Source organism: Aminivibrio sp., from assembly GCF_016756745.1.
Classification (GTDB): Bacteria; Synergistota; Synergistia; order Synergistales; family Aminobacteriaceae; genus Aminivibrio.
This window is the reverse complement of record NZ_JAESIH010000018.1, coordinates 13,598-31,695: the sequence shown is the minus strand read 5'-3', so window position 1 is coordinate 31,695 and position 18,098 is coordinate 13,598. Positions and strand designations below refer to the sequence as shown.

Sequence of the window (18,098 nt, the reverse complement as noted above, 5' to 3'; positions counted from 1 at the left end):
AGCATGAGGATGCTCAGGGGGTAGTAGATCATGGGCTTGTCGTAGACAGGCATGAGCTGCTTGCTCACCACCTGGGTCAGGGGAAAGAGCCGGGTCCCCGAACCACCTGCGAGGATGATGCCTTTCGTTATCATTGGATATTCCCCTCCCGCTCCGACATGCCGTTTACTAACGAGAGACCGAGGCGCTCCCGCTGGTATCGGCCGTCCTGCACCCGGCGGCACCATTCGAGGTTTTCCAGGTACCATTCCACGGTCTTTTTCATTCCCGTTTCAAAGGTCTCCTTCGGAGTCCATCCTAGTTCTCTTTTTATCTTCGAGGCGTCAATGGCGTAACGGAGGTCATGGCCCGGCCTGTCCTGAACGAACCGTATCTGCTCCCTGTGCAATATGCCATCAGGGCGGGGGCGCATTGCGTCCAGGAGATCGCAGATGGTGTGGACCACCTGGAGGTTTGTCCGCTCGTTGTTTCCCCCGATGTTGTAGACTTCCCCGGGACGTCCTTTCTTGAGGACGGACCATAGGGCATCGCAATGGTCCTCCACGTAGAGCCAGTCACGGACATTCCGCCCCGTGCCGTAGACGGGAAGCGCCTTGCCGTCGAGGGCGTTGAGGATCATGAGGGGGATGAGCTTTTCGGGAAACTGGTTGGGCCCGTAGTTGTTGGAGCAGTTGGTGGTAAGCACAGGAAGCCCGTACGTATGATGGTACGCCCGGACGAGATGGTCCGAGGCTGCCTTGGATGCGGAATAGGGAGAGTTCGGGGCGTAGGGCGTGGTCTCGGTAAAGAAGCCACTTGCGCCGAGAGAACCGTAGACCTCGTCCGTGGAAACGTGAAGAAAGCGGAAGGCCTCCGCAGCATTTTTGTCCAGGGAGTTCCAGTACCCCCGGACAGCCTCCAGGAGGGTGAAGGTGCCGACCACGTTGGTGGAGATGAACTCCCCGGGACCGTCGATGGACCGATCCACGTGCGATTCCGCAGCTAGGTGCATCACGGCGTCGGGGCGGTACTTCGCCAGCATCGAGCCCAGGTGCTCCCGGTCTCCGATGTCGCCGTGGATAAAGACATACCTGGGGTTTCCTTCAATATCCCGCAGCGACTCCAGGTTTCCGGCGTAGGTGAGCTTGTCGTAATTTACGACCGAAACACCTTTCTCTCGCACGAGATACCTCACGAGGTTGCTGCCGATGAAACCAGCTCCGCCGGTGAGCAAGATAGTTGGCATAAAAACACCCTCCCTGGCAATTCAATTATCTACAAGCGACATCTTCTTTTGTTTCTTCGAGATTTGTAAATACAGAATAAACCTTTTTCATGGTTTTCTTCCAATCCAGATGCAATTCTGCATAAACTCTCATTTCTTTGATTACAGCATCACTATTTTTAATCATTGAACGAGAAAAATGCACTATATCATTCATATTGATCGCAGAATCATCCTCCGGCACATAATGAATAAAATCCAGATTTACATCAAAATCAGGATCTTTCATGCTCATGAAAAAAGGCATTCCCCGAGCGCAGTATTCACGAGCTTTTAACTCAGAAGTTTCATTAATTTTTTTTCTATGTCCTCCTAGACTTGCAACTCCAATATGACAGCGAGTAAAAAGTTCTTCCAGTTCCTCACCATAAACGGGACCATGAAAAATAACATGCTTTTCAACATCAAAGTCGAGCGCCATTTTTTTAAGAGAAGAAAGCACAGGTCCCTCTCCGGCTATATGAAAAAAAATTGGAAATTTATTATTCGCATCACCATAGTAGTCTGATAGCCCCTTTATGACACGATCATAACCGTGCCAGAAAGCCACATTCGCAAGTCCCAAAAGGTGCAGCCCATCACGAATCGGTCGTACAGCGGAGCGTAATGGAATTCTATCAACATTGATGCCGTTCGAAATACGTGTCCAGTTTTTAAACGGGATTTTACTTTCACTCGCCGTATCTGTTATGAGAAAAAAATGATCAACAAGAACATAAAGCGCTTTTGAAAAAATTAACTCTGATGCTAAATTACGCCATTGACGTGCAATAATATGTTCCATAAGAAAAGGATACGTAGGTATCTCATAGCCTAGGAAAAAACCATAGCGTTTTTTTGCCTTTTTAAACATTTGAATCAGACAGGGAATCATTGATATTCTACGGCAGTATACGGCCTCGATAGATTTTTCCATACACACTCTATCGAAAACGGCACTCACGATCTTTGCGTAATACTCATACCGTCTCCACAGGCTTCGTTTTTTCTCTCCCGGCGTGTGTTCTTCAAGTACAAGCTGATTTGATATTCTTTCAAAACGATAAAGAAAGACTCCTTCTTTTCGGCTGGCCATTATGAGCCACAGCGAACTACTCTCAACCCCAAGGGCTTCGGCCTGACTCTTGATTTTTTTTGATAATCCCGATGACGGGGAATTCTCATCCATAGCGAAAAACAGCAGATTCATCACTGCCCCTCTTTCCTGATCTGTCTTTTAAGGAACCCCTGAATAACATCAATTTAGGGATGAAGCAAGTTCACGTATTTTTATTCTCCATCAATTAGTTTGAAATTTGCAGTATTTATATTATTTCAAAAGATTTATTTATATTATGCATTTGTAAATCAGAATATTTTATGAACACTTACAAAATATAAATGGAAGTAAAGCGCTATATTCAAAAAGATAAAAATACTCATCACTCGCCTGATATTTCCTCTTTTGTTAAGTGCAAGCGGGAAATAAAGTACCCAAAAAATCGAAAGCAACTCTCTTATTCTATGCGCCAAAACGGCATAGTCCCAAAATACGTAATAACAAAGGATTCCTAAAACCTGCGAAAAAAGGATTTGGCGCATTAAATTATCTGACCTTTTCCAAAAAGAAAAGCCGCAAATTATCAACAAGATATCCAGAATAACAGTCCTAGCATGCCAACTGACTTTACCCCCATACTCCAAACTTTGATAGGAGTCAAGTTTCGAAATGTGTGAAGCTAGAAAATCTAACAGAAAAACTTTGGTTATTAACAGTAATACAAAAAACACGATACTTAAGAAAAACACATCCCTCTTTCTCCAATGTTTCTTCAAATAACAAGCAAAAGGCACAATAACCAAACTAGAAAGATGGAATCCTATCGTTGCAATACCGCAAAGTAGTGATCTCTTGTTTTTTTGTTGATATATATAGACCATTGCCAGAATTAAAAAAGATGCTGCGAAAGAAGCTCTAATTTGGGTCATTTCGTGAAGAGGGAAAAAACGAGCCCCATAAAAGGTCAGAGCAACAAAAAGAATAAACCAATTACGGCTTACTCTTCGAAGTGCAAAACACTTTATCGAGAATGATAAAATGGCCAACAGAGAATAGACCATAACGTTGTTTTTGAAAACTGACGAAACAACAAAAGAAAGATAAGAAAATAAAGGTTCGAACAGATGATTTCTTACATAAGAAAATCCATATTCTCTGGCTTCCGAAAAAAAGCGAGCATAATTTTCGTAATCTCTGCTTACCCCAAATAACTGAAAAATTGCGACTAAAAAAAACGCAATAATGAAACATTTCATTACGATGTTTTTTTTGGATACCTTTATACTGGCAACATGGCAACTTGTTTGCTGTCTACTCATTTTTGCTCCCATAGATCTGATGTCTGTCAAGCGACTTGTCGCTTTTCCGGGGTTAAAGTTTCCCGCGCTCTTTCATCCTTCTCAGGATTGAGCCACACCACTTTGTCCTCCTCCAGGTTCCTCACCGGACGGGTATTCCATCGTTCCGGGAATTTCCGCTTCGCTTCTTCAAACACCTCCTTCCTCGCCGCCAGAATTGCCCCGGACTCTCCACGGTGACGCTGTCCGGGAGTCACGTATTTCAAGGCGCTGTGGCGGTGGATCTCGTTGTACCAATGAACGAAGCCAAAGGTCCAATCGAGTTAAACTCAGATCTGGTGTATGGACATTGAAAAAGAAGGGGCGTATCCTGCCGATTGGGCCGGCAAGCTCACAATCGACATTGGAGGGATACGCCATGAAAAAGTGTACTGCATCCTGCTCTTCCGGTCCAGAGGCTACGGTCAAAGACGAAACGGTCCCGGATCCCCTGACCGAACTTCTGCGGAAGGGAGCCGGAGACCTCATAGCAAAGGCTGTAGAGGCCGAACTGGAGGCTCTGCTTGAGGATTGCTCCTCTCTTCGCCTGGAAGACGGAAGAGCGGCGGTTGTGCGCAACGGATATCTTCCCAGACGGGCTGTCCAGACAGGAATCGGGGACGTGGAAGTGAGGGTACCCAAGGTTCGGGACCGGAGCGGCAAGGGCATTGTGTTCAACAGCTCACTGCTGCCCCCGTATCTGAAGCGGGCGAAGAATGTGGAAGAATTTCTTCCCTGGCTCTATCTGAAGGGCGTTTCCACAGGAGGCTACGGAGAGGCCCTCCACAGCCTCCTGGGCGAAAATGCGAAAGGATTGTCCACCAACACCATCTCCCGCCTCAAAGAGAAATGGACGGAAGAGCACCAGGAATGGAACCGCCGGGATCTCTCAGGCAAAAAGTACGTCTACTGGTGGGCGGACGGAGTGTACAGCCGGGTGAGGATGGATGACAAGCTCTGCCTCCTGGTCATAATCGGAACAACGGAGAAGGGAGTGAAGGAACAGGTGGCGGTGGAAGACGGCTACCGTGAATCCGAGGCGAGAGTAGCACGAAGTCCTCTCCGGCCTGCGGTCCAGGGGACTGAAGGATGGGCCGAAACTTGCCGTCGGTGACGGGTCGCTGGGATTCTGGAACGCGCTTCGGAAAGAATATCCGGAATGTGTTCATCAACGGTGTTGGGTCCACAAGACGGCGAACGTGCTGAACAAAGTGCCGAAATCGCTCCAGGGCAAGATGAAGGCGGACCTTCACGAGATCTGGATGGCCGAGACGAAGGAAGAAGCGGGGAAAGCCTTCGACAGAGCAGCGGCCAAATACGGGGCCAAATACCCCAAGGCGATTGACTGCCTGACCAAAGACCGGGAAGAACTGCCGGCATTTTACAGTTTTCCTGCGGTGCACTGGGTGCACATACGGACGAGCAATCCCGTGGAATCGGCCTTTTTCACCATCCGGCTCAGAACGGCGAAGACCCGGAACTGCGGATCGAGGGCGACGACGCCGGCAATGGTCTTCAAACTGGCTCAGTCAGCAGAGAAGAGGTGGAGAAAACTCAAAGGCTATGAGCTTCTTGGAGAAGTCATCACAGGAGTGATTTTCAAGGACGGAATTCGTGTATCGGACCAATCAGACAGGAGCGCCGCCTGATGATCCATACACCAGATTTGACAATAACTCGGGGCATTCAAGATTCTCCACTTCCTCTTCGCCCTCGTCTTCATGAAGAAGGACACTACCTTCGTCGCGTCGCTTGCGCCGCTTATGGAGACGCTGAAGTCGGCCGTCCGCTCGGGGATGGCGTTGACGGAGGACGCACTGGAGGAACTGTTCAGGGAATTCGTGAAAACAATGCCCGCCTTCCTGAGGAAAATCCTGGGCGTTACTTTGGCATTTTCTCTGTCATGACAACTGTTTACGGTTTTCAAGGTCCTGCGAAAGTTGAGTTATTTTTTTGGGTGCGGATTTAGGTCGGATCTCTAGTATATCGTCTCTTAATACTGGAGATCAGAGAGGGACAGGGCAGTACGTTGTCATTGAAATTTTAGATCTCTTATTGCAAGGTTAAAGGCACGATGTCCGGGACGACAGCGTTTGATATGCCCACATCGCCACATTCAGCAGCCTCCAGATCGGGAGAATTCCCTGCTTAGGCTGTTTTTTAATCAGCGCGCTCCACTCCCGGCGGATTTTTGCGACATCCAAATATTCAGACAAATTATCGTCCATCAGCGATCTGAAGTGCTCGCTCTTAGGCTGAAGCCATGCATACTCTGGCGTGGCGAAGCCGATCTTGTCCTGCCGGCGGTATATGCTCTCCGGTAGAATCTGCTTCATCGACTCGCGCAGTAGCCACTTGCTGAAGCCTCCGTGGATTTTGTAGGCCGACGAGATTGCGAATACTTCCTCGATCATCCGGCGGTCGTCCGCAAAAGGGGTGCGCGACTCTATCTGAAAGCGCATGGAGTTTCTGTCTTCGTAGCGGAGCAACGAGGGGAGGGAGGTTGAAGACATCAGTGAGAAAAGCATTTGGTTCAGCGAATGCCGATTGTAGATGCTTCCGGCAAGTCGGTCCAGAGCGGGGCCAAGATGACGTCCTTTCAATTCGGGCGAGATATACTTCAGCAAGGGGTTACGCCTGCCGTAGACCATTTGTTTTACGCTTCGGGGAAGGTGTTTTTTCAACACGCCGATCAGCATCCCTTTCAGAACGCCCTTCTTCCCCATAGGCGCATTCTCCAGCCCTCGCCACTCACGTGCCAGATCGCGCCACGAGCCGTGCCCCAACATTTCCCGGAAGAAGGCCGTGTAGTACGGCGTGTACCCAGTGAACAGTTCGTCGCCCCCCTGACCGTCCAGGAGTACCGTCACTCCGCGCTCCTTCGCCAGCTTCATCACGCGGTACTGGGCGTAGATGCTGGTTGAACCGAAAGGAAAGTCCTGCGTATAAACCAAGTCCTCAAGATCCGCGATCAGCTCGTCTCCCTGAGGATACACGGTGTGCCACTCTCCTCCCATATGTTCGGCGGCAAGACGGGCCCATGCGCTTTCGTCAATGGATGCGTCGTCGTAGCAAGCGGTGAAGGCTCGCGGTTTATCCCCCACCTCGGCGATGCGCTCGTTCTTGAGAATAGCCGCGATGGCGCCGAAGATCGACGAGCTGTCGATCCCACCGGAGAGGCAGCTTCCCACCGGAACGTCAGACGAGAGATGACGCCGTACCGAGGCGAAGACCAGTTCACGCACCCGCTCCACGTGCTCGGCTGCCTTTTTCTCGCAGAAGGGCTCCCAGACCGTTCCGTCGTGATAGGGCAGCTCGTAGTAGCGGCGCACGTGCAGTCTCTTCTCGGCCAGGTCGAAGCGGAAGGCGTGCGCGGGGGGAAGCTCCATCACCTCGGAAAGGAATGTCGTGCCGTCGTCCCAGCGCTCCACGCCGAAGGCGAGATAGTCGAAGACGGCCTCCGAGCGCACCGTCCGCCGAAAGTCGGGGAGGGAGGCGAAAGCCTTCGCCTCCGACGCGAAGGCGAAGAGCGCGTCGTTCTTGAGATAGTAGAGCGGCTTCACCCCGAAGCGGTCGCGCGACCCGAAGAGCAGATTGCGCCGTTTGTCGTAGAGCACGAAGGCCCACATTCCGTCGAAGCAGTCGAGGCACTCCTCCCCCCACTCGGCGTACGCCGCCAGCAGCACCTCCGTGTCCGTCCGGGTACGGAAGATGTGACCGCATTTTTCAAGTTCGGCGCGGAGTTCCATATAGTTGTACAGCTCACCGTTGTAGGTGACCCACAGGTTACCGTCGGCGAAACTCATCGGCTGATGCCCAGCAGAGGAGAGGTCGATGATCGAAAGACGCCGATGAGCTAAGAAGAGGTCGGCGTATCCATCGAAGCGCGCGACGTCGGAGAGGGGGAGCTGCGAGTCCTCGCCCCCCAGAGGTGTCACCGCGCCGTCGTGCGTGGAGACGGCGATGTACCCCTCGTCATCTGGTCCGCGATGACGAAGGAGGTTCGCCATGAAATGAATCGTTGAAGCGTTGGCGTTGGCGTTAGAGTTAATGTTGAGCAGTCCACATATTCCGCACATTGATTTATAGCTCCTTTACGATTTTCCTTGAATAAACCTGCTTTGCAGCGCACGTACCGCCTTCGAAAGCTCCTCTCTTGTGATGATGCCAGTTCGTATCAGCACGAACGCCAGCACGAAGGCAAGAGTCCCCTTCAGAAAGAGATTCAGTAGCATTCCGAAGGGGAGCAAATTTGCAGCGAGAATGCAGGCGAGCGCCGCAAAGGTCGCCTTGCCTAGCGCGGGCCAATTGTGCGCCACCGGATAGAACTTCTGACTGAAACGCATGTATGCCGTGAAGACGAGGACGTACCCCAGAAGCGTCGCCGCCGCAGCCCCTCTGATGCCGAAGAGGGGAATGAGAAAGTAGTTGAAGCAGGTGTTCGCAAGAGCGCCACCGATGTTGATCCAGAGCGTCAGATGCGTTTTTTTTGCGATGCCGATACCCGGCGCGAAAATGTACATGTTGGATATCAGGATCGCCGGGACGAGAAAAACGACCACTCCTGCTGCGGAGTAGTAGTCCGGAGTGGTCAGCAGACGAAGTATTTCGTCCGCGAACCCCGCAAGGCCAAAGAAGAGCATGAGTGCGAAAAAGAGAAAGGCGCGAAATATCACCGCTATCTGCCTCGGAGTATCCGACGACTTGTAGTTCGTATAGATCAGCGGCGTCAGCGCCCCTTGAAAGCCCACCATTACCAGCCCCACGATACTTGAGAGTCGAAAGCCTATGCCGTACAGCCCGAGGTCGCCGAGCGAGAGAAAGTGGTTGATCATCAGTCGGTCGATGTAGTGGCTGATGAAGACCGCGATCCCCGAGGGAACCAGCGGAGCGGAGAAGAGCAGCATCTCCTTGAGGCGTTCTTTTTTGAAGACGGGCTGAAATGAAGCGCGCAAGCTGGAAATTCCATAGAAGCAACCCGCCAGAGCACCGCCGAGCATCCCCCAAAGCAGACCGGAGAGCCCCCATCCCAGAAAGTAGGCCAGCGTCACGGCCAGAGATGCCGTTGTCAGCGTCACCAGCACGCTGGCAATGGCGTACTGCTTGCTGCGCAGCTCCCACCGGAACTGATTCTGCACCAGGTAGAAGATGCCGTTCGCCCAGATGTACGCCATGCCCAGACGGAAGACCGGGTCGAGATCGGCCCGCCCGATGATGAATTGCGAGAGCAGCGGTGCGAGCGATATGGTGAACACCAGAAAGAGGGTATAGCAAAAGAGCGTGAACCAGAAAGCCGTGGAGGCGTATTGCACCTTTTTTACCCCGTCTTCCTCCGCCGCGTAGAAACGCGCGACGCCCTGCGAGACCTCAAGTGCGACAGTCAAATTGGCAAGCGAACCGAAGACCATCAGCATGTCGAGCGCTCCATAGTCCACGGGAGAAAGCACGCGGGTATAGAGGGGCACGAGTATTATCGAGAGTCCCCGGCTTAGGATCGCCGGGATGGTGTAGATCAGACTATCGTGGAAGAAGGCGCGAATCATGAGACAGTGTCCGAATCAAGTCCAGCGAACTCGACGAAAGCCTGCTCAAGGTCCGGTCTATGGGCAAGTTGAAGGGCTTTGACTCCCTTGGAGAGAATTAGGTTGCGGACTATCTCTTTGACCTTTTTTTCGGGAAGCCCCCCTCCGTGCAGGTATACGATCTCCTTGGGATTTGCAAACCATTCTTCCGGAATGTCACCGTCGATCAGGCGGATGTACTTCTCAGCGACGCACTTCGCCGACCATTTTTCCTGAACGAATGCGCGAGCTTTTTCCCCTAAAGCCTCTCGGTAGTCTCGATTATTAATGAGTTTTTCGATAGCTTTTTCTAAATCTTCAGGATGACAACTTTGACTTGGCGGCAACATATCAGGCATGTGTTTATTAAGTATTTCCCAACCATAGCCTCCGATTACGGCAGGTTTGCCGAACCATGCGGCTTCCGTTGCAAAACCGGCCATCGGGTGATCACTGTAAATTTGATCTATCACGAAGTCGCACAAAACAAGTTCCTCTAATACAACACTATTCGGTTGTCCTATCACTTCGATGAATTCGATCTCATAACCCTTTTTCTTCAAGGACTTGATCGCTTCGCGAATTCTTGGCGTCCCCTTTGCCTGCGGATGGGAGGGCGAGTGCAAGATGCGCACTCCCCGCGTTTTCTCTGATGGTGGGTTGACAGGAGTTCTTGCGCTGTAGGGAAGTCCGATATAGAGCCAATTGATAAAGGGGAACTTAAGAAAATGGCAGGACAAAGGAGCGCCCAGCACCAGATCGGCATGTCGTTCGATAAAGTCGCACCGTTTTTTGATGCGCTTTGTAATGTTTTCAAGAACGTGAAGATCAAGGTGTTTCCCATCGGTATCAAGATACCCTCCGTCAACATATGGCGGCCTGGCATCCGAACCGTGGGCGATGTTGCAGATCACTCGCTTCCCGAATAACCTGAGCAAAGGCAGGTCGAGATTCCACCGAAAAAAAGAGCTGCCGAAACCGAAAATAAAAACGTCGTGTCGCATTAGCGCCCCGAAAAAAAGAAGAATTTTCAGTACTTCTGAACCGCCGACATATAGCAGCTTGCGAAAGAGCTTCTTGCGGGGTGTTCGGACGCGAAGAGCCGAGACTCTCTCGTAGAGATCCGCAAGGAGCGGCTGGTTTTCTTTGGATCGCTCGTATCCAAAAGGATGCGCGTTCCCCCCCACAAATGTCACGGCATACCCCTTCTCGCGCAATCCCTTGGTAAGCTGGCCGTAATACCCCGCAATTTCTGTCATTCCGATGAATATTCTTTTCGACTTCACGATCCAATCCCCGCTCTTTTCAATCTACACACACCCGTACCCACCATCAACGTCCAAAACGCTTCCCGTCATCCATCGTGCCGCGGGACTCAGCAGAAACGCAACCGCGTTCGCTACGTCCTCCGGCTTGCCGACGCCTAGAGGGTGCATTCTGTTCATCGCCGCGTCAAACTCCTCCTCTGAAGAGTACAGAGCCTTCAGCTTCTCCAGCATTGGAGTCTCCACATATCCCGGGCAGATGCAGTTGAATCTGATCCCTTTTTGTGCGTATTCGACAGCCAGAGTTCGAATAAGAGAAATCAAAGCGCCTTTCGAAGTAGAGTATGCCGCTTTCCCTGAAGCGCCAAACCGTCCCGCCATGGAGCTTATTCCCACTACGGAAAGACCTGTTTCATGCCTTCCCTTTCGAAGTATTTGCTGGCAGATCTGCCAGAATACGTCCAGGTTGACCTTCATCACCTCGTGCAAATCATCGAGCGAGGTGGACCGGAAAGGGAGTGTTCGCTCTATTCCTGCACAGTGGACGAATCCGGAATGCGGCCCCGATTCCGATACTACCTGCAGTACCATTTCAGAAATGAACCCTTCATCGGCCAGGTCTCCTGGCAAAAGCAGGTGCCCTTCTCCTTGCATGGCGTTCCGTGTTTCTTCCAGCCGTTTTTCATCTCTTCCTGAGAGAATGCAAATACCCCCAAGGCAGGATATCCGAATGGCTACAGCTTTGCCGATACCCGACGAGGCTCCGGTTACAAGAACGATTTTTCCTTCAAGGGAGAAAGGGTTCATGTCCATTGTTCTTTACCGCATGTAGGCGAGAATGTCGTTGACTGTCTTAAGGGCTTTTATCTGGTCTGCCTTGAGCTGGACTTTATATTTTTTGTCCAGCATTGAGATAACGGCGATTATCCCCATGGAGTCCCATTCTTCAAGCTCTTCAAGAACAGCATGCTGCTTGATGAGTTCTTTCTCAGCGTCGAGCGCTTCTGCTATAAGTGCAAGTTTTTCTTCCATAATCTTTATGTTGTCTCCTTTTTTCTTTTTTCAATGGTCGTTTTTTTCGTCTTTACAGGCAGAGTACGGTAGCTCCCCAGGAGTAACCGACACCAAAGCCGGCTACGAGAACCTTCGATCCTTCTCCGATAAGTCCTTTGTCGAGGGCGTTCCGGAGTGCAATGGGGATGGTCGCACTTACCGTGTTCCCTGTTTCCTCAACGTCAATGTAGAATCTTTCTTCCGGTATTTCCAGACGCTCACGGAGATTTTCAAGTATAAACCGGTTCGCCTGGTGGAAGACATAGAGGTCTATATCTTCTCCGGCAAGGTTGTTCTTCTCCAGAGTCTTGCGGACCATTTCCGGAACGGCCCGGAGGGTAAAGGAAAATATCTCGGGTCCGTTCATATAGAGGTTATCAAGGGAACGGATATTTCCCCCTTCGTCGGTTTCTTCTTTAGAGGTTTCAGCCGAACGGGGACGGGCCATACCTCCGGCAGGGACGATGAGGTTCGGTCCCCCTGAGCCGTCCGTTCCCAAAAAGAATTTGCCTATCCGTGCGGCGTCATCTCCGTCGAGAAGTGTCGCCGCGGCCCCGTCGCCGAAGATCGTGCGGGTGCTTTTGTCCATTGGGTGTATATGCCTGGTGTAGGTCTCGGCCATTATCATCATGATTTTCGACGCTGCCCCAGTACTCAGCAGCCCCTGGGCGAGAGAGAGACCGTAGACAAAACCGGAACATCCGAGGTTGAAGTCCAGAGCTCCGATGGATGTGGGCAGCCCGAGACGATCCTGCACAAGGCACGCAGTTGTCGGCAGGAAGTAATCCGGGCTTTGGGTGCAGAGCAACAGGAAGTCGACGGTGCTCCGGTCGATTCCGTACTCACTGAAAAGACGCTCGGCGGCTCCCACTGCAAGGTCAGAGACAAGTTCATCCTTGACCACATGGCGTGAGCGGATGCCGGTCTTGCGGTAGATCTTCGTCGCCGACCATTTGGGGTCGTTGTAGTTTTCTGCGAGAGTTTCGTTCGATAGATCCCCGGAAGGCAAAAAAAAAGCTGTTCTCATTTCTCGTCACTCCTCATCCATTACTTTGATTATCTTGGCCGGATTTCCGACTACCTGAACGTTGCTTTTCCGCACAGAACGGTACACGACACTGTTCATTCCCACTAGGACATTGTTAGCCAGAGAAAGACCGTCTTTAACAACTGAACCAGGAGCCAGCCAGCAGTTCGCGCCTGTTTGAACGCTACCGCAAAGAATTACCCCTGCCGTAAGAACACTATTTTTTCCTAAACGAACATTGTGTGCAATGTGACAGAAATTGTCGATCTTGCAGTTTTCGCCGATAACGGTAGAATCAAGACACCCTTTGTCTATGCAGGCGTTGGCACCGATTTCGACATCGTCGCCGATTTCCACTCCGCCTATATGGGGTATTTTACGGTAAAGATCGTTCTCGTCCTTGAAATAGCCAAAACCGTCCGCTCCTATGACCGCTCCAGAAAAAACACGACAACGCTTACCTATGTGAACGCCCGGATAGACGACCACATTCGCATGAATTTCCGTATCTTCGCCTATGACGCAGCTCTCACCGATGACGGCATGGGGGCCGATAAAAACGTTTTCCCCTAACGTCACATTCTCCCCGATAACGGCGGAAGGGGCGATGCCGCTTTTACCCTGCGAATCCGCGAATCGGCTTACAACTTCGAAAAAAGCTCTTCGAGGATCGGGAGACCTAAGAATGGAAATCTCGCCGGGCGCGTTCGACACTTGCTCTTCGGGGCAAATGACGGCACCTGCGCGAATATCGCTCCAATCGGATATCGGCTGCCTGCTCCACGAGAGCGTTCCCTCCCTGGTTGCGGATAACGGGGAGAAGCCGGAAAGAATCCCATCCACACAATCAAAGGACTGTCTGTCCACTCTGCTAAGGAGTTTGCGCCCAGCGAGGAAGTCGATTACTCTCACCAATTCAATCATCCATCCCACCACTCTTCCGAGAAAAATTTGCGTCTAATGGAAAGCTCAGCGTTCTATTGACAGTATTCTTCTTGGACCGTATGCCCTTTCTGTTGCCAAGAGCTGCTCCTGCATCTGACTGAAATTACTCAGTAGAGCGTACTCCCAAGCTTCTTCGGTCGACGGTGAGCTATCGTAAACCCACCAGAGAGGGTGAATGAGCAGTTGAAGCTTCTTGAAAAGGCGCTCTTCGAAAATTTTCCGGGGTGAATGGTTTTTAAACAGACGGTTGGAATCAGACGCATAATGAAAACCGGCCATCTGTGTCGGCGAGTACGTATTGATTCTATAGCCGGTATCCACCTGCCCCTGCAAAACAGTTTCGCCCGGCTGATGAAACGAGACAACTTCGACCGAAACGTGAAACATCTTTTCGAGCATAGTCGCTTCTAAGTCTATCCACTCCGTGGTGGACAGACGCGCATCCGGTGTAAAACCCTGGTCATAATGAAGACCGATGAAGTGCCCCAGAGCGATGATCTTTTGAATCAGGCGAACACTGGCACGACTCATGAGATTGTACAAAGGGGATCGCGTCATAATAAAAAAAGTCGATCGCACGCCTAGCTTTTGCTCCTCAACAGCCATGATCGAAGCAGCCAGTAGATCGGCGTCCACGTCGTGCCGTAAAAGACAGACTTGCTCCGAATCGTTACGCTCTCCGAAAGAGGAAAAAACGTATCCCGAGCGCATCGCCGTTCGCAAAATGCTAACGTAAGCTTTCATGTTAAAAATATTAACCAAAAAACTCTTCCTTTCGCAAATTGGAGCTGATTTCGGAGAACGGTTGTTTGTTCTGTAGCTTAAGTCTCTTGCCCGAAGCGTGAATCACTTTATAGCAAGGAGTCGATATACATCTTGATCCCTTGCGAGAAAGAAACTCGCGGCCGCCATAGCAACCGGCTCATCTTCTCGATGCTGCCGACGATTCTGGCCGGAACTCCATCCGTCTGCTCGAAGCGGACTTCCTTACCCAGAGCCTCGCCGATGTGCTCTCCGATCCGTCGCAGAGAGAGAACCTCCGGGCCGCCAATGTTCACCTTGCAGCTTGTGTTCACGGACAGCGCTTGCTGAATCGCGCGGACGGCGTCCTCCACGTAGGTAGGGTTGATGTGGAGACCGTCCTCCCCGGCGAGCTGGATTGACTGCCCGTTTCGCACCCGCTCCACGAGGCGGGGGATCAGCATGTCCTTACGCTGCCCCGGCCCGTAGACGAAGAAGGGACGCAGCACAACCACGTTCATGTAGGGCGTGTAGTTCTCCGCAACGATCTCGCCGCACATTTTTGTCGCCGCGTAATATCCGAGCTCTCCTAAAGGAGAGAGCGAACATTTCTCATCGAATGGTTCATCCGATTTTCCATAGACGCCGCCAGTCGAAGTATAAACGAATGTCCGAACCCCGGCGCGCCTTGCGTAATCAAACGCCCTCAACAGGCTCAGCGTATTCACGCAAAATACGCTTTCGGCGGACTCCGGAAAATCACGGAACTTCTCCGACTGAGCTAAGTAGATGACGCTGTCGATACGATCCGGGAGATCGTCCGCATTCCATTCACTTTCTAGATCGACATTGATTGTGCTGTTGTTCCGGCGTCCTACGGTGTGGACGGTGTTTGTTTCTTCCAGAATCGGTAGTAGATGTGTTCCAATAAGGCCGGACGCTCCAAAAAGTAAGTAATTCATTAAACTCACGCCCTTTTTTGTTTTTGCCCCAGTAAAATTCGGCATCTTCTTTTCTTTTCTGCCCTTGAAGCTGAGGGGCGGATATGGGTGCTGTTCTATCAGCATCTATGTACGAGCTTTTGCTTGTCTTGAAATGTCATACATCGTTAAGGTAAACGAATTGTGTAAAAGACAGAGTTCGTTTGCTCAAGATGGCAATAATCGACTATGTCCCCAATTGATTCCATATAGGCATGTAGATTCTGGGAAGTGAAATAGTGAAAATGAAGATCGTCTAATGGTATGCCTTGCTCTAGCTGTAAAGCTCTTTTTTTCATTGCCAAGTGCAATCGCAATAACGAAATTGGGAGTCTTATCATTTTGCGAATGATTTTATATAGGGAAAGAAAATTAAAGCCGCGCCAGCTCTCAGCCATAGTTAATTCGCCAACAATATTGGGATCGTGTAGCCCGACCCAGAAAAAACCAAGCCGTTTTTTTGATTATTTTGCGTATTTCGCATACCACCGCTTCTAAGTCGGGAAAATGATCAAGGCTAGTGGAAAATATCAAGCAATCAAAGAACGTATCAAGAAACTGGTGTAATCCCTCGAATTTGCCGTTGATAAAAAGGTAATCGCGATTCGTGTTTGTAGGAATAGGGTCTAGTCCTATATAGATGGCTTTGTTGCAATCGTTTATTTCTCGAAAATATAGAGGTATTTTTCTTGAAATTTCACAGCCAACGTCCAGTGTATAGGAAATATCTTGTTTGAGGTTGGTCATGATCTGGTACCCGATAAAACGACGGAAATGATACATCAGATAGACAATTTGAGGCGATAGGTTTTCTTTTTCGTGAGTTTCTTTATACTCATCCAAGGAGTTGTCCTGTTTGGCAAATGCTGTTTCATCCTCAATCAGTTCAGTTTGGATTGTTCTAGAAAGGTTCTGATTTTGATCGACAAATCCATTTTGGGTAATGTGGTATCGCTGCATGGCGCAACCTCCTTAAAATATGCTCTCTATCCAGCTTTCAACATTCAAAAAAGACCACACCAGCAGCCGTCTATTCTGCACACCTCCGAGATGCTCCTCCACCAGCGACTGGAGCACGTCCTTGTCCATGTACTCGAAGATCTTCGCATTCTCCCCCATCAATGTTCTGCGCACGTACTCCATGCTCTCCCCCTTTAACCACGAGGCGTCTGGGGCGGAGAAGCCCTGTTTCTGCGCGGTCGTGATCTGATCGGGGATGTGGCGCTGCATCACTCTGCGGAGGAGATTCTTGCCGTCGTTGGTCTTTTGGAAGTACTTGCTCTGTTTGCTTCCCGGCTCGTTCTCGTTGATGCGGACGACGTCGTCGAGGTTGCGGAGCTTCATTCTGACGGGGAGCCGCATGGCGAAGTCGACGAGGTCGTTGTCCAGGAAGGGGACGCGCGTCTCCAGGGCGTGGGCGCTGGAGAGCTTGTCCTCGACGACGAGGAGGCCGTGAAGGAATGTCTTGGCCTCGAAGTAGAGGGAGTGGTTGATATACTCCTCGGGAGAACATGGAGCCTGATCGCGCCGTTCGAAGACGGATTTGAAGATGTCGCGGGTCCAGACGTGCTTCACCCGATCCCACACGGGCTTGAACAGCTCTTTGAGCGCACTGTTGGAGGCGAGGCGCTGCCAGTAGCGGTAGTATCTGTCGATGTAGTCGTCGAAGTTGGCGCAGACGGCGGCGCGGTAGTAGCGCCAGGGGTAGCCGCCGAAGAGTTCGTCGCCGCCTCCGCCGGAGAGGACGACTTTGACGAACTTGGAGGCGAGCTGCGCGGCGTAGAAGTTGGGGTAGCTTTGGCCGACGCGTGGCTCTTCGAGGTGCCAGGCTAGGCGGGGCATGACGCGCTCCATGTCGCCGGCCTTGAGGACCATTTCATAGTGTTCGGTTTTAAAGAGGTAGGACATGTGTTCGGCCTTTTCGCGCTCGTCGAAGCCCAGTTCGAGTCCTGAGGCGGAGTTGAGGTCGAAGCCGCAGGTGAAGGTCTTCATGTAGGGCAGCTCCTTGGCGGCGACCGCGGTGATGCTGCCGGAGTCCATGCCGCCGCTGAGGTAGGCCCCCACGTCGACGTCGCTGACGAGCTGGCGTTTGACAGCTTGGCGGAAGAGGAAGTCCAGCTCTTCGGCGTATTCGTCCTCGGTGCGCGCGGTTTCGGGCTCGTGGAAGTCGAAGTCCCAGTAGCGGTCGATCTTGAGCGCGCCCGGCGCAGCGCCGAGCGGAAGGAGCGTCCTGCACCCTGCGGGGAAGAGACGGATGCCTTTGAGGAGCGTTCTGTCGGTGAAGATGTTCTGGAAGGTGAAGTATTCCAGAAGAGCTTCGAGGTCAAGTTCGCGACGGACGGTGCTGTCGGCGAGGATGGCCTTCTGCTCCGAGCCGAAGAGGAAGGTATTTCCGGCGAAGGTGTAGTAAAGTGGCTTGACGCCGTATCGGTCGCGGGCGAGGAAGAGAGAGGCGCGCGTCTTGTCCCAGAGGGCGAAGGCGAACATGCCGTTGAAACGCTCGACGCAGGCGGGGCCCCACTCGATATAGGCATGGAGCACGACTTCGGTGTCGGTGCGCGAGGTGAAGACGTGACCGAGCGCTTCCAGCGTTTTGCGGAGTTCGCAGAAGTTGTAGATTTCACCGTTGAAGGTGATGGCGTAATTGCCGCAGGGGGAGATACGTGGCTGGTGTCCGGCGGGGGAGAGGTCGATTATGGCGAGCCGCCGGTGTCCGAGGCCGAGGAAGCTGTCGATGTAGAAGCCTTCACCGTCCGGGCCGCGATGCGCAACGGCGTCGGTCATTTTACGCAGGGCGACGGGAGAGACGGGCTGTCCGTCGAGGTTGAAGATGCCGGCGATGCCGCACATTATTCGTCATCCTCCGCGATTTGGTTAGTCGCGGTA

16 protein-coding genes and 1 pseudogene are annotated in these 18,098 nt (G+C 51.7%); 2 read left to right on the top strand and 15 right to left on the bottom strand.

Going from position 1 to position 18,098, the window contains the following annotated elements:
- The 4 genes from JMJ95_RS01290 to JMJ95_RS01275 form a co-directional block, all read right to left on the bottom strand.
- Positions 1 to 134, bottom strand: a 134-nt coding sequence (locus JMJ95_RS01290; RefSeq protein WP_290681472.1) for a sugar phosphate nucleotidyltransferase, incomplete at its 3' end; no start/stop codon positions are given.
- The gene (rfbB, locus tag JMJ95_RS01285; protein WP_290681469.1) at positions 131 to 1,225 is read right to left on the bottom strand and encodes a dTDP-glucose 4,6-dehydratase; all 1,095 of its coding nucleotides are present in this window, start codon (positions 1,223 to 1,225) and stop codon (positions 131 to 133) included. The genes rfbB and JMJ95_RS01290, both read right to left, overlap by 4 nt.
- A gap of 25 nt (positions 1,226 to 1,250) precedes the next feature.
- Entirely contained in the window at positions 1,251 to 2,453 is a 1,203-nt protein-coding gene (locus JMJ95_RS01280; RefSeq protein ID WP_290681466.1) for a glycosyltransferase, read from the bottom strand.
- A 158-nt stretch (positions 2,454 to 2,611) separates the two neighbouring features.
- Positions 2,612 to 3,652 (bottom strand): EpsG family protein, encoded by a 1,041-nt coding sequence (locus JMJ95_RS01275; protein WP_290681463.1) that lies wholly within the window; start codon positions 3,650 to 3,652, stop codon positions 2,612 to 2,614.
- 367 nt (positions 3,653 to 4,019) lie between these two features.
- Between JMJ95_RS01275 and JMJ95_RS01270 the strand changes: the two are divergent.
- Positions 4,020 to 5,289, top strand: a pseudogene (locus tag JMJ95_RS01270) (IS256 family transposase).
- Positions 5,289 to 5,609: a hypothetical protein gene (locus JMJ95_RS01265; protein ID WP_290681461.1), complete on the top strand. Its 321-nt coding sequence runs from the start codon at positions 5,289 to 5,291 to the stop codon at positions 5,607 to 5,609. Before JMJ95_RS01270 ends, JMJ95_RS01265 begins: the two are co-directional and overlap by 1 nt.
- A gap of 94 nt (positions 5,610 to 5,703) precedes the next feature.
- Here JMJ95_RS01265 and asnB (JMJ95_RS01260) read toward each other — a convergent pair whose 3' ends face one another.
- From asnB (JMJ95_RS01260) to asnB (JMJ95_RS01210), 11 genes are all read right to left on the bottom strand, one after another.
- A complete protein-coding gene (gene asnB / locus JMJ95_RS01260) occupies positions 5,704 to 7,719 on the bottom strand; it encodes an asparagine synthase (glutamine-hydrolyzing) (RefSeq protein ID WP_290681458.1) in 2,016 nt (671 codons plus the stop codon).
- Positions 7,720 to 7,734: 15 nt separating this feature from the next.
- Positions 7,735 to 9,183 (bottom strand): oligosaccharide flippase family protein, encoded by a 1,449-nt coding sequence (locus tag JMJ95_RS01255; RefSeq protein WP_290681456.1) that lies wholly within the window; start codon positions 9,181 to 9,183, stop codon positions 7,735 to 7,737.
- The gene (locus JMJ95_RS01250) at positions 9,180 to 10,487 is read right to left on the bottom strand and encodes a hypothetical protein (protein WP_290681454.1); all 1,308 of its coding nucleotides are present in this window, start codon (positions 10,485 to 10,487) and stop codon (positions 9,180 to 9,182) included. Before JMJ95_RS01250 ends, JMJ95_RS01255 begins: the two co-directional genes overlap by 4 nt.
- 24 nt (positions 10,488 to 10,511) lie before the next feature.
- A complete protein-coding gene (locus tag JMJ95_RS01245) occupies positions 10,512 to 11,279 on the bottom strand; it encodes an SDR family NAD(P)-dependent oxidoreductase (protein WP_290681452.1) in 768 nt (255 codons plus the stop codon).
- Between the two features lie 6 nt (positions 11,280 to 11,285).
- Entirely contained in the window at positions 11,286 to 11,498 is a 213-nt protein-coding gene (locus JMJ95_RS01240; RefSeq protein WP_290681449.1) for an acyl carrier protein, read from the bottom strand.
- Positions 11,499 to 11,550: 52 nt separating this feature from the next.
- Positions 11,551 to 12,546: a 3-oxoacyl-ACP synthase III family protein gene (locus tag JMJ95_RS01235; RefSeq protein WP_290681447.1), complete on the bottom strand. Its 996-nt coding sequence runs from the start codon at positions 12,544 to 12,546 to the stop codon at positions 11,551 to 11,553.
- Between the two features lie 6 nt (positions 12,547 to 12,552).
- Positions 12,553 to 13,470 (bottom strand): UDP-3-O-(3-hydroxymyristoyl)glucosamine N-acyltransferase, encoded by a 918-nt coding sequence (locus JMJ95_RS01230; protein ID WP_290681445.1) that lies wholly within the window; start codon positions 13,468 to 13,470, stop codon positions 12,553 to 12,555.
- A 45-nt stretch (positions 13,471 to 13,515) separates the two neighbouring features.
- Entirely contained in the window at positions 13,516 to 14,253 is a 738-nt protein-coding gene (locus JMJ95_RS01225; RefSeq protein WP_290681442.1) for a hypothetical protein, read from the bottom strand.
- Between the two features lie 89 nt (positions 14,254 to 14,342).
- Entirely contained in the window at positions 14,343 to 15,299 is a 957-nt protein-coding gene (locus JMJ95_RS01220; RefSeq protein WP_290681439.1) for an NAD(P)-dependent oxidoreductase, read from the bottom strand.
- 303 nt (positions 15,300 to 15,602) lie between these two features.
- The gene (locus JMJ95_RS01215) at positions 15,603 to 16,172 is read right to left on the bottom strand and encodes a methyltransferase domain-containing protein (RefSeq protein ID WP_290681437.1); all 570 of its coding nucleotides are present in this window, start codon (positions 16,170 to 16,172) and stop codon (positions 15,603 to 15,605) included.
- A 12-nt stretch (positions 16,173 to 16,184) separates the two neighbouring features.
- The gene (gene asnB, locus JMJ95_RS01210) at positions 16,185 to 18,062 is read right to left on the bottom strand and encodes an asparagine synthase (glutamine-hydrolyzing) (RefSeq protein ID WP_290681435.1); all 1,878 of its coding nucleotides are present in this window, start codon (positions 18,060 to 18,062) and stop codon (positions 16,185 to 16,187) included.
- Positions 18,063 to 18,098 lie beyond the last annotated feature (36 nt).

Bases quoted from the DNA above. Each gene is read 5' to 3' on its own strand.
- rfbB (WP_290681469.1), bottom strand. From the start codon at position 1,225: ATGCCAACTATCTTGCTCACCGGCGGAGCTGGTTTCATCGGCAGCAAC.
- JMJ95_RS01280 (WP_290681466.1), bottom strand. From the start codon at position 2,453: ATGAATCTGCTGTTTTTCGCTATGGATGAGAATTCCCCGTCATCGGGA.
- JMJ95_RS01265 (WP_290681461.1), top strand. From the start codon at position 5,289: ATGATCCATACACCAGATTTGACAATAACTCGGGGCATTCAAGATTCT.
- asnB (WP_290681458.1), bottom strand. From the start codon at position 7,719: ATGTGCGGAATATGTGGACTGCTCAACATTAACTCTAACGCCAACGCC.
- JMJ95_RS01255 (WP_290681456.1), bottom strand. From the start codon at position 9,183: ATGATTCGCGCCTTCTTCCACGATAGTCTGATCTACACCATCCCGGCG.
- JMJ95_RS01245 (WP_290681452.1), bottom strand. From the start codon at position 11,279: ATGGACATGAACCCTTTCTCCCTTGAAGGAAAAATCGTTCTTGTAACC.
- JMJ95_RS01240 (WP_290681449.1), bottom strand. From the start codon at position 11,498: ATGGAAGAAAAACTTGCACTTATAGCAGAAGCGCTCGACGCTGAGAAA.
- JMJ95_RS01235 (WP_290681447.1), bottom strand. From the start codon at position 12,546: ATGAGAACAGCTTTTTTTTTGCCTTCCGGGGATCTATCGAACGAAACT.
- JMJ95_RS01230 (WP_290681445.1), bottom strand. From the start codon at position 13,470: ATGATTGAATTGGTGAGAGTAATCGACTTCCTCGCTGGGCGCAAACTC.
- JMJ95_RS01220 (WP_290681439.1), bottom strand. From the start codon at position 15,299: ATGCTGATAGAACAGCACCCATATCCGCCCCTCAGCTTCAAGGGCAGA.
- JMJ95_RS01215 (WP_290681437.1), bottom strand. From the start codon at position 16,172: ATGCAGCGATACCACATTACCCAAAATGGATTTGTCGATCAAAATCAG.
- asnB (WP_290681435.1), bottom strand. From the start codon at position 18,062: ATGTGCGGCATCGCCGGCATCTTCAACCTCGACGGACAGCCCGTCTCT.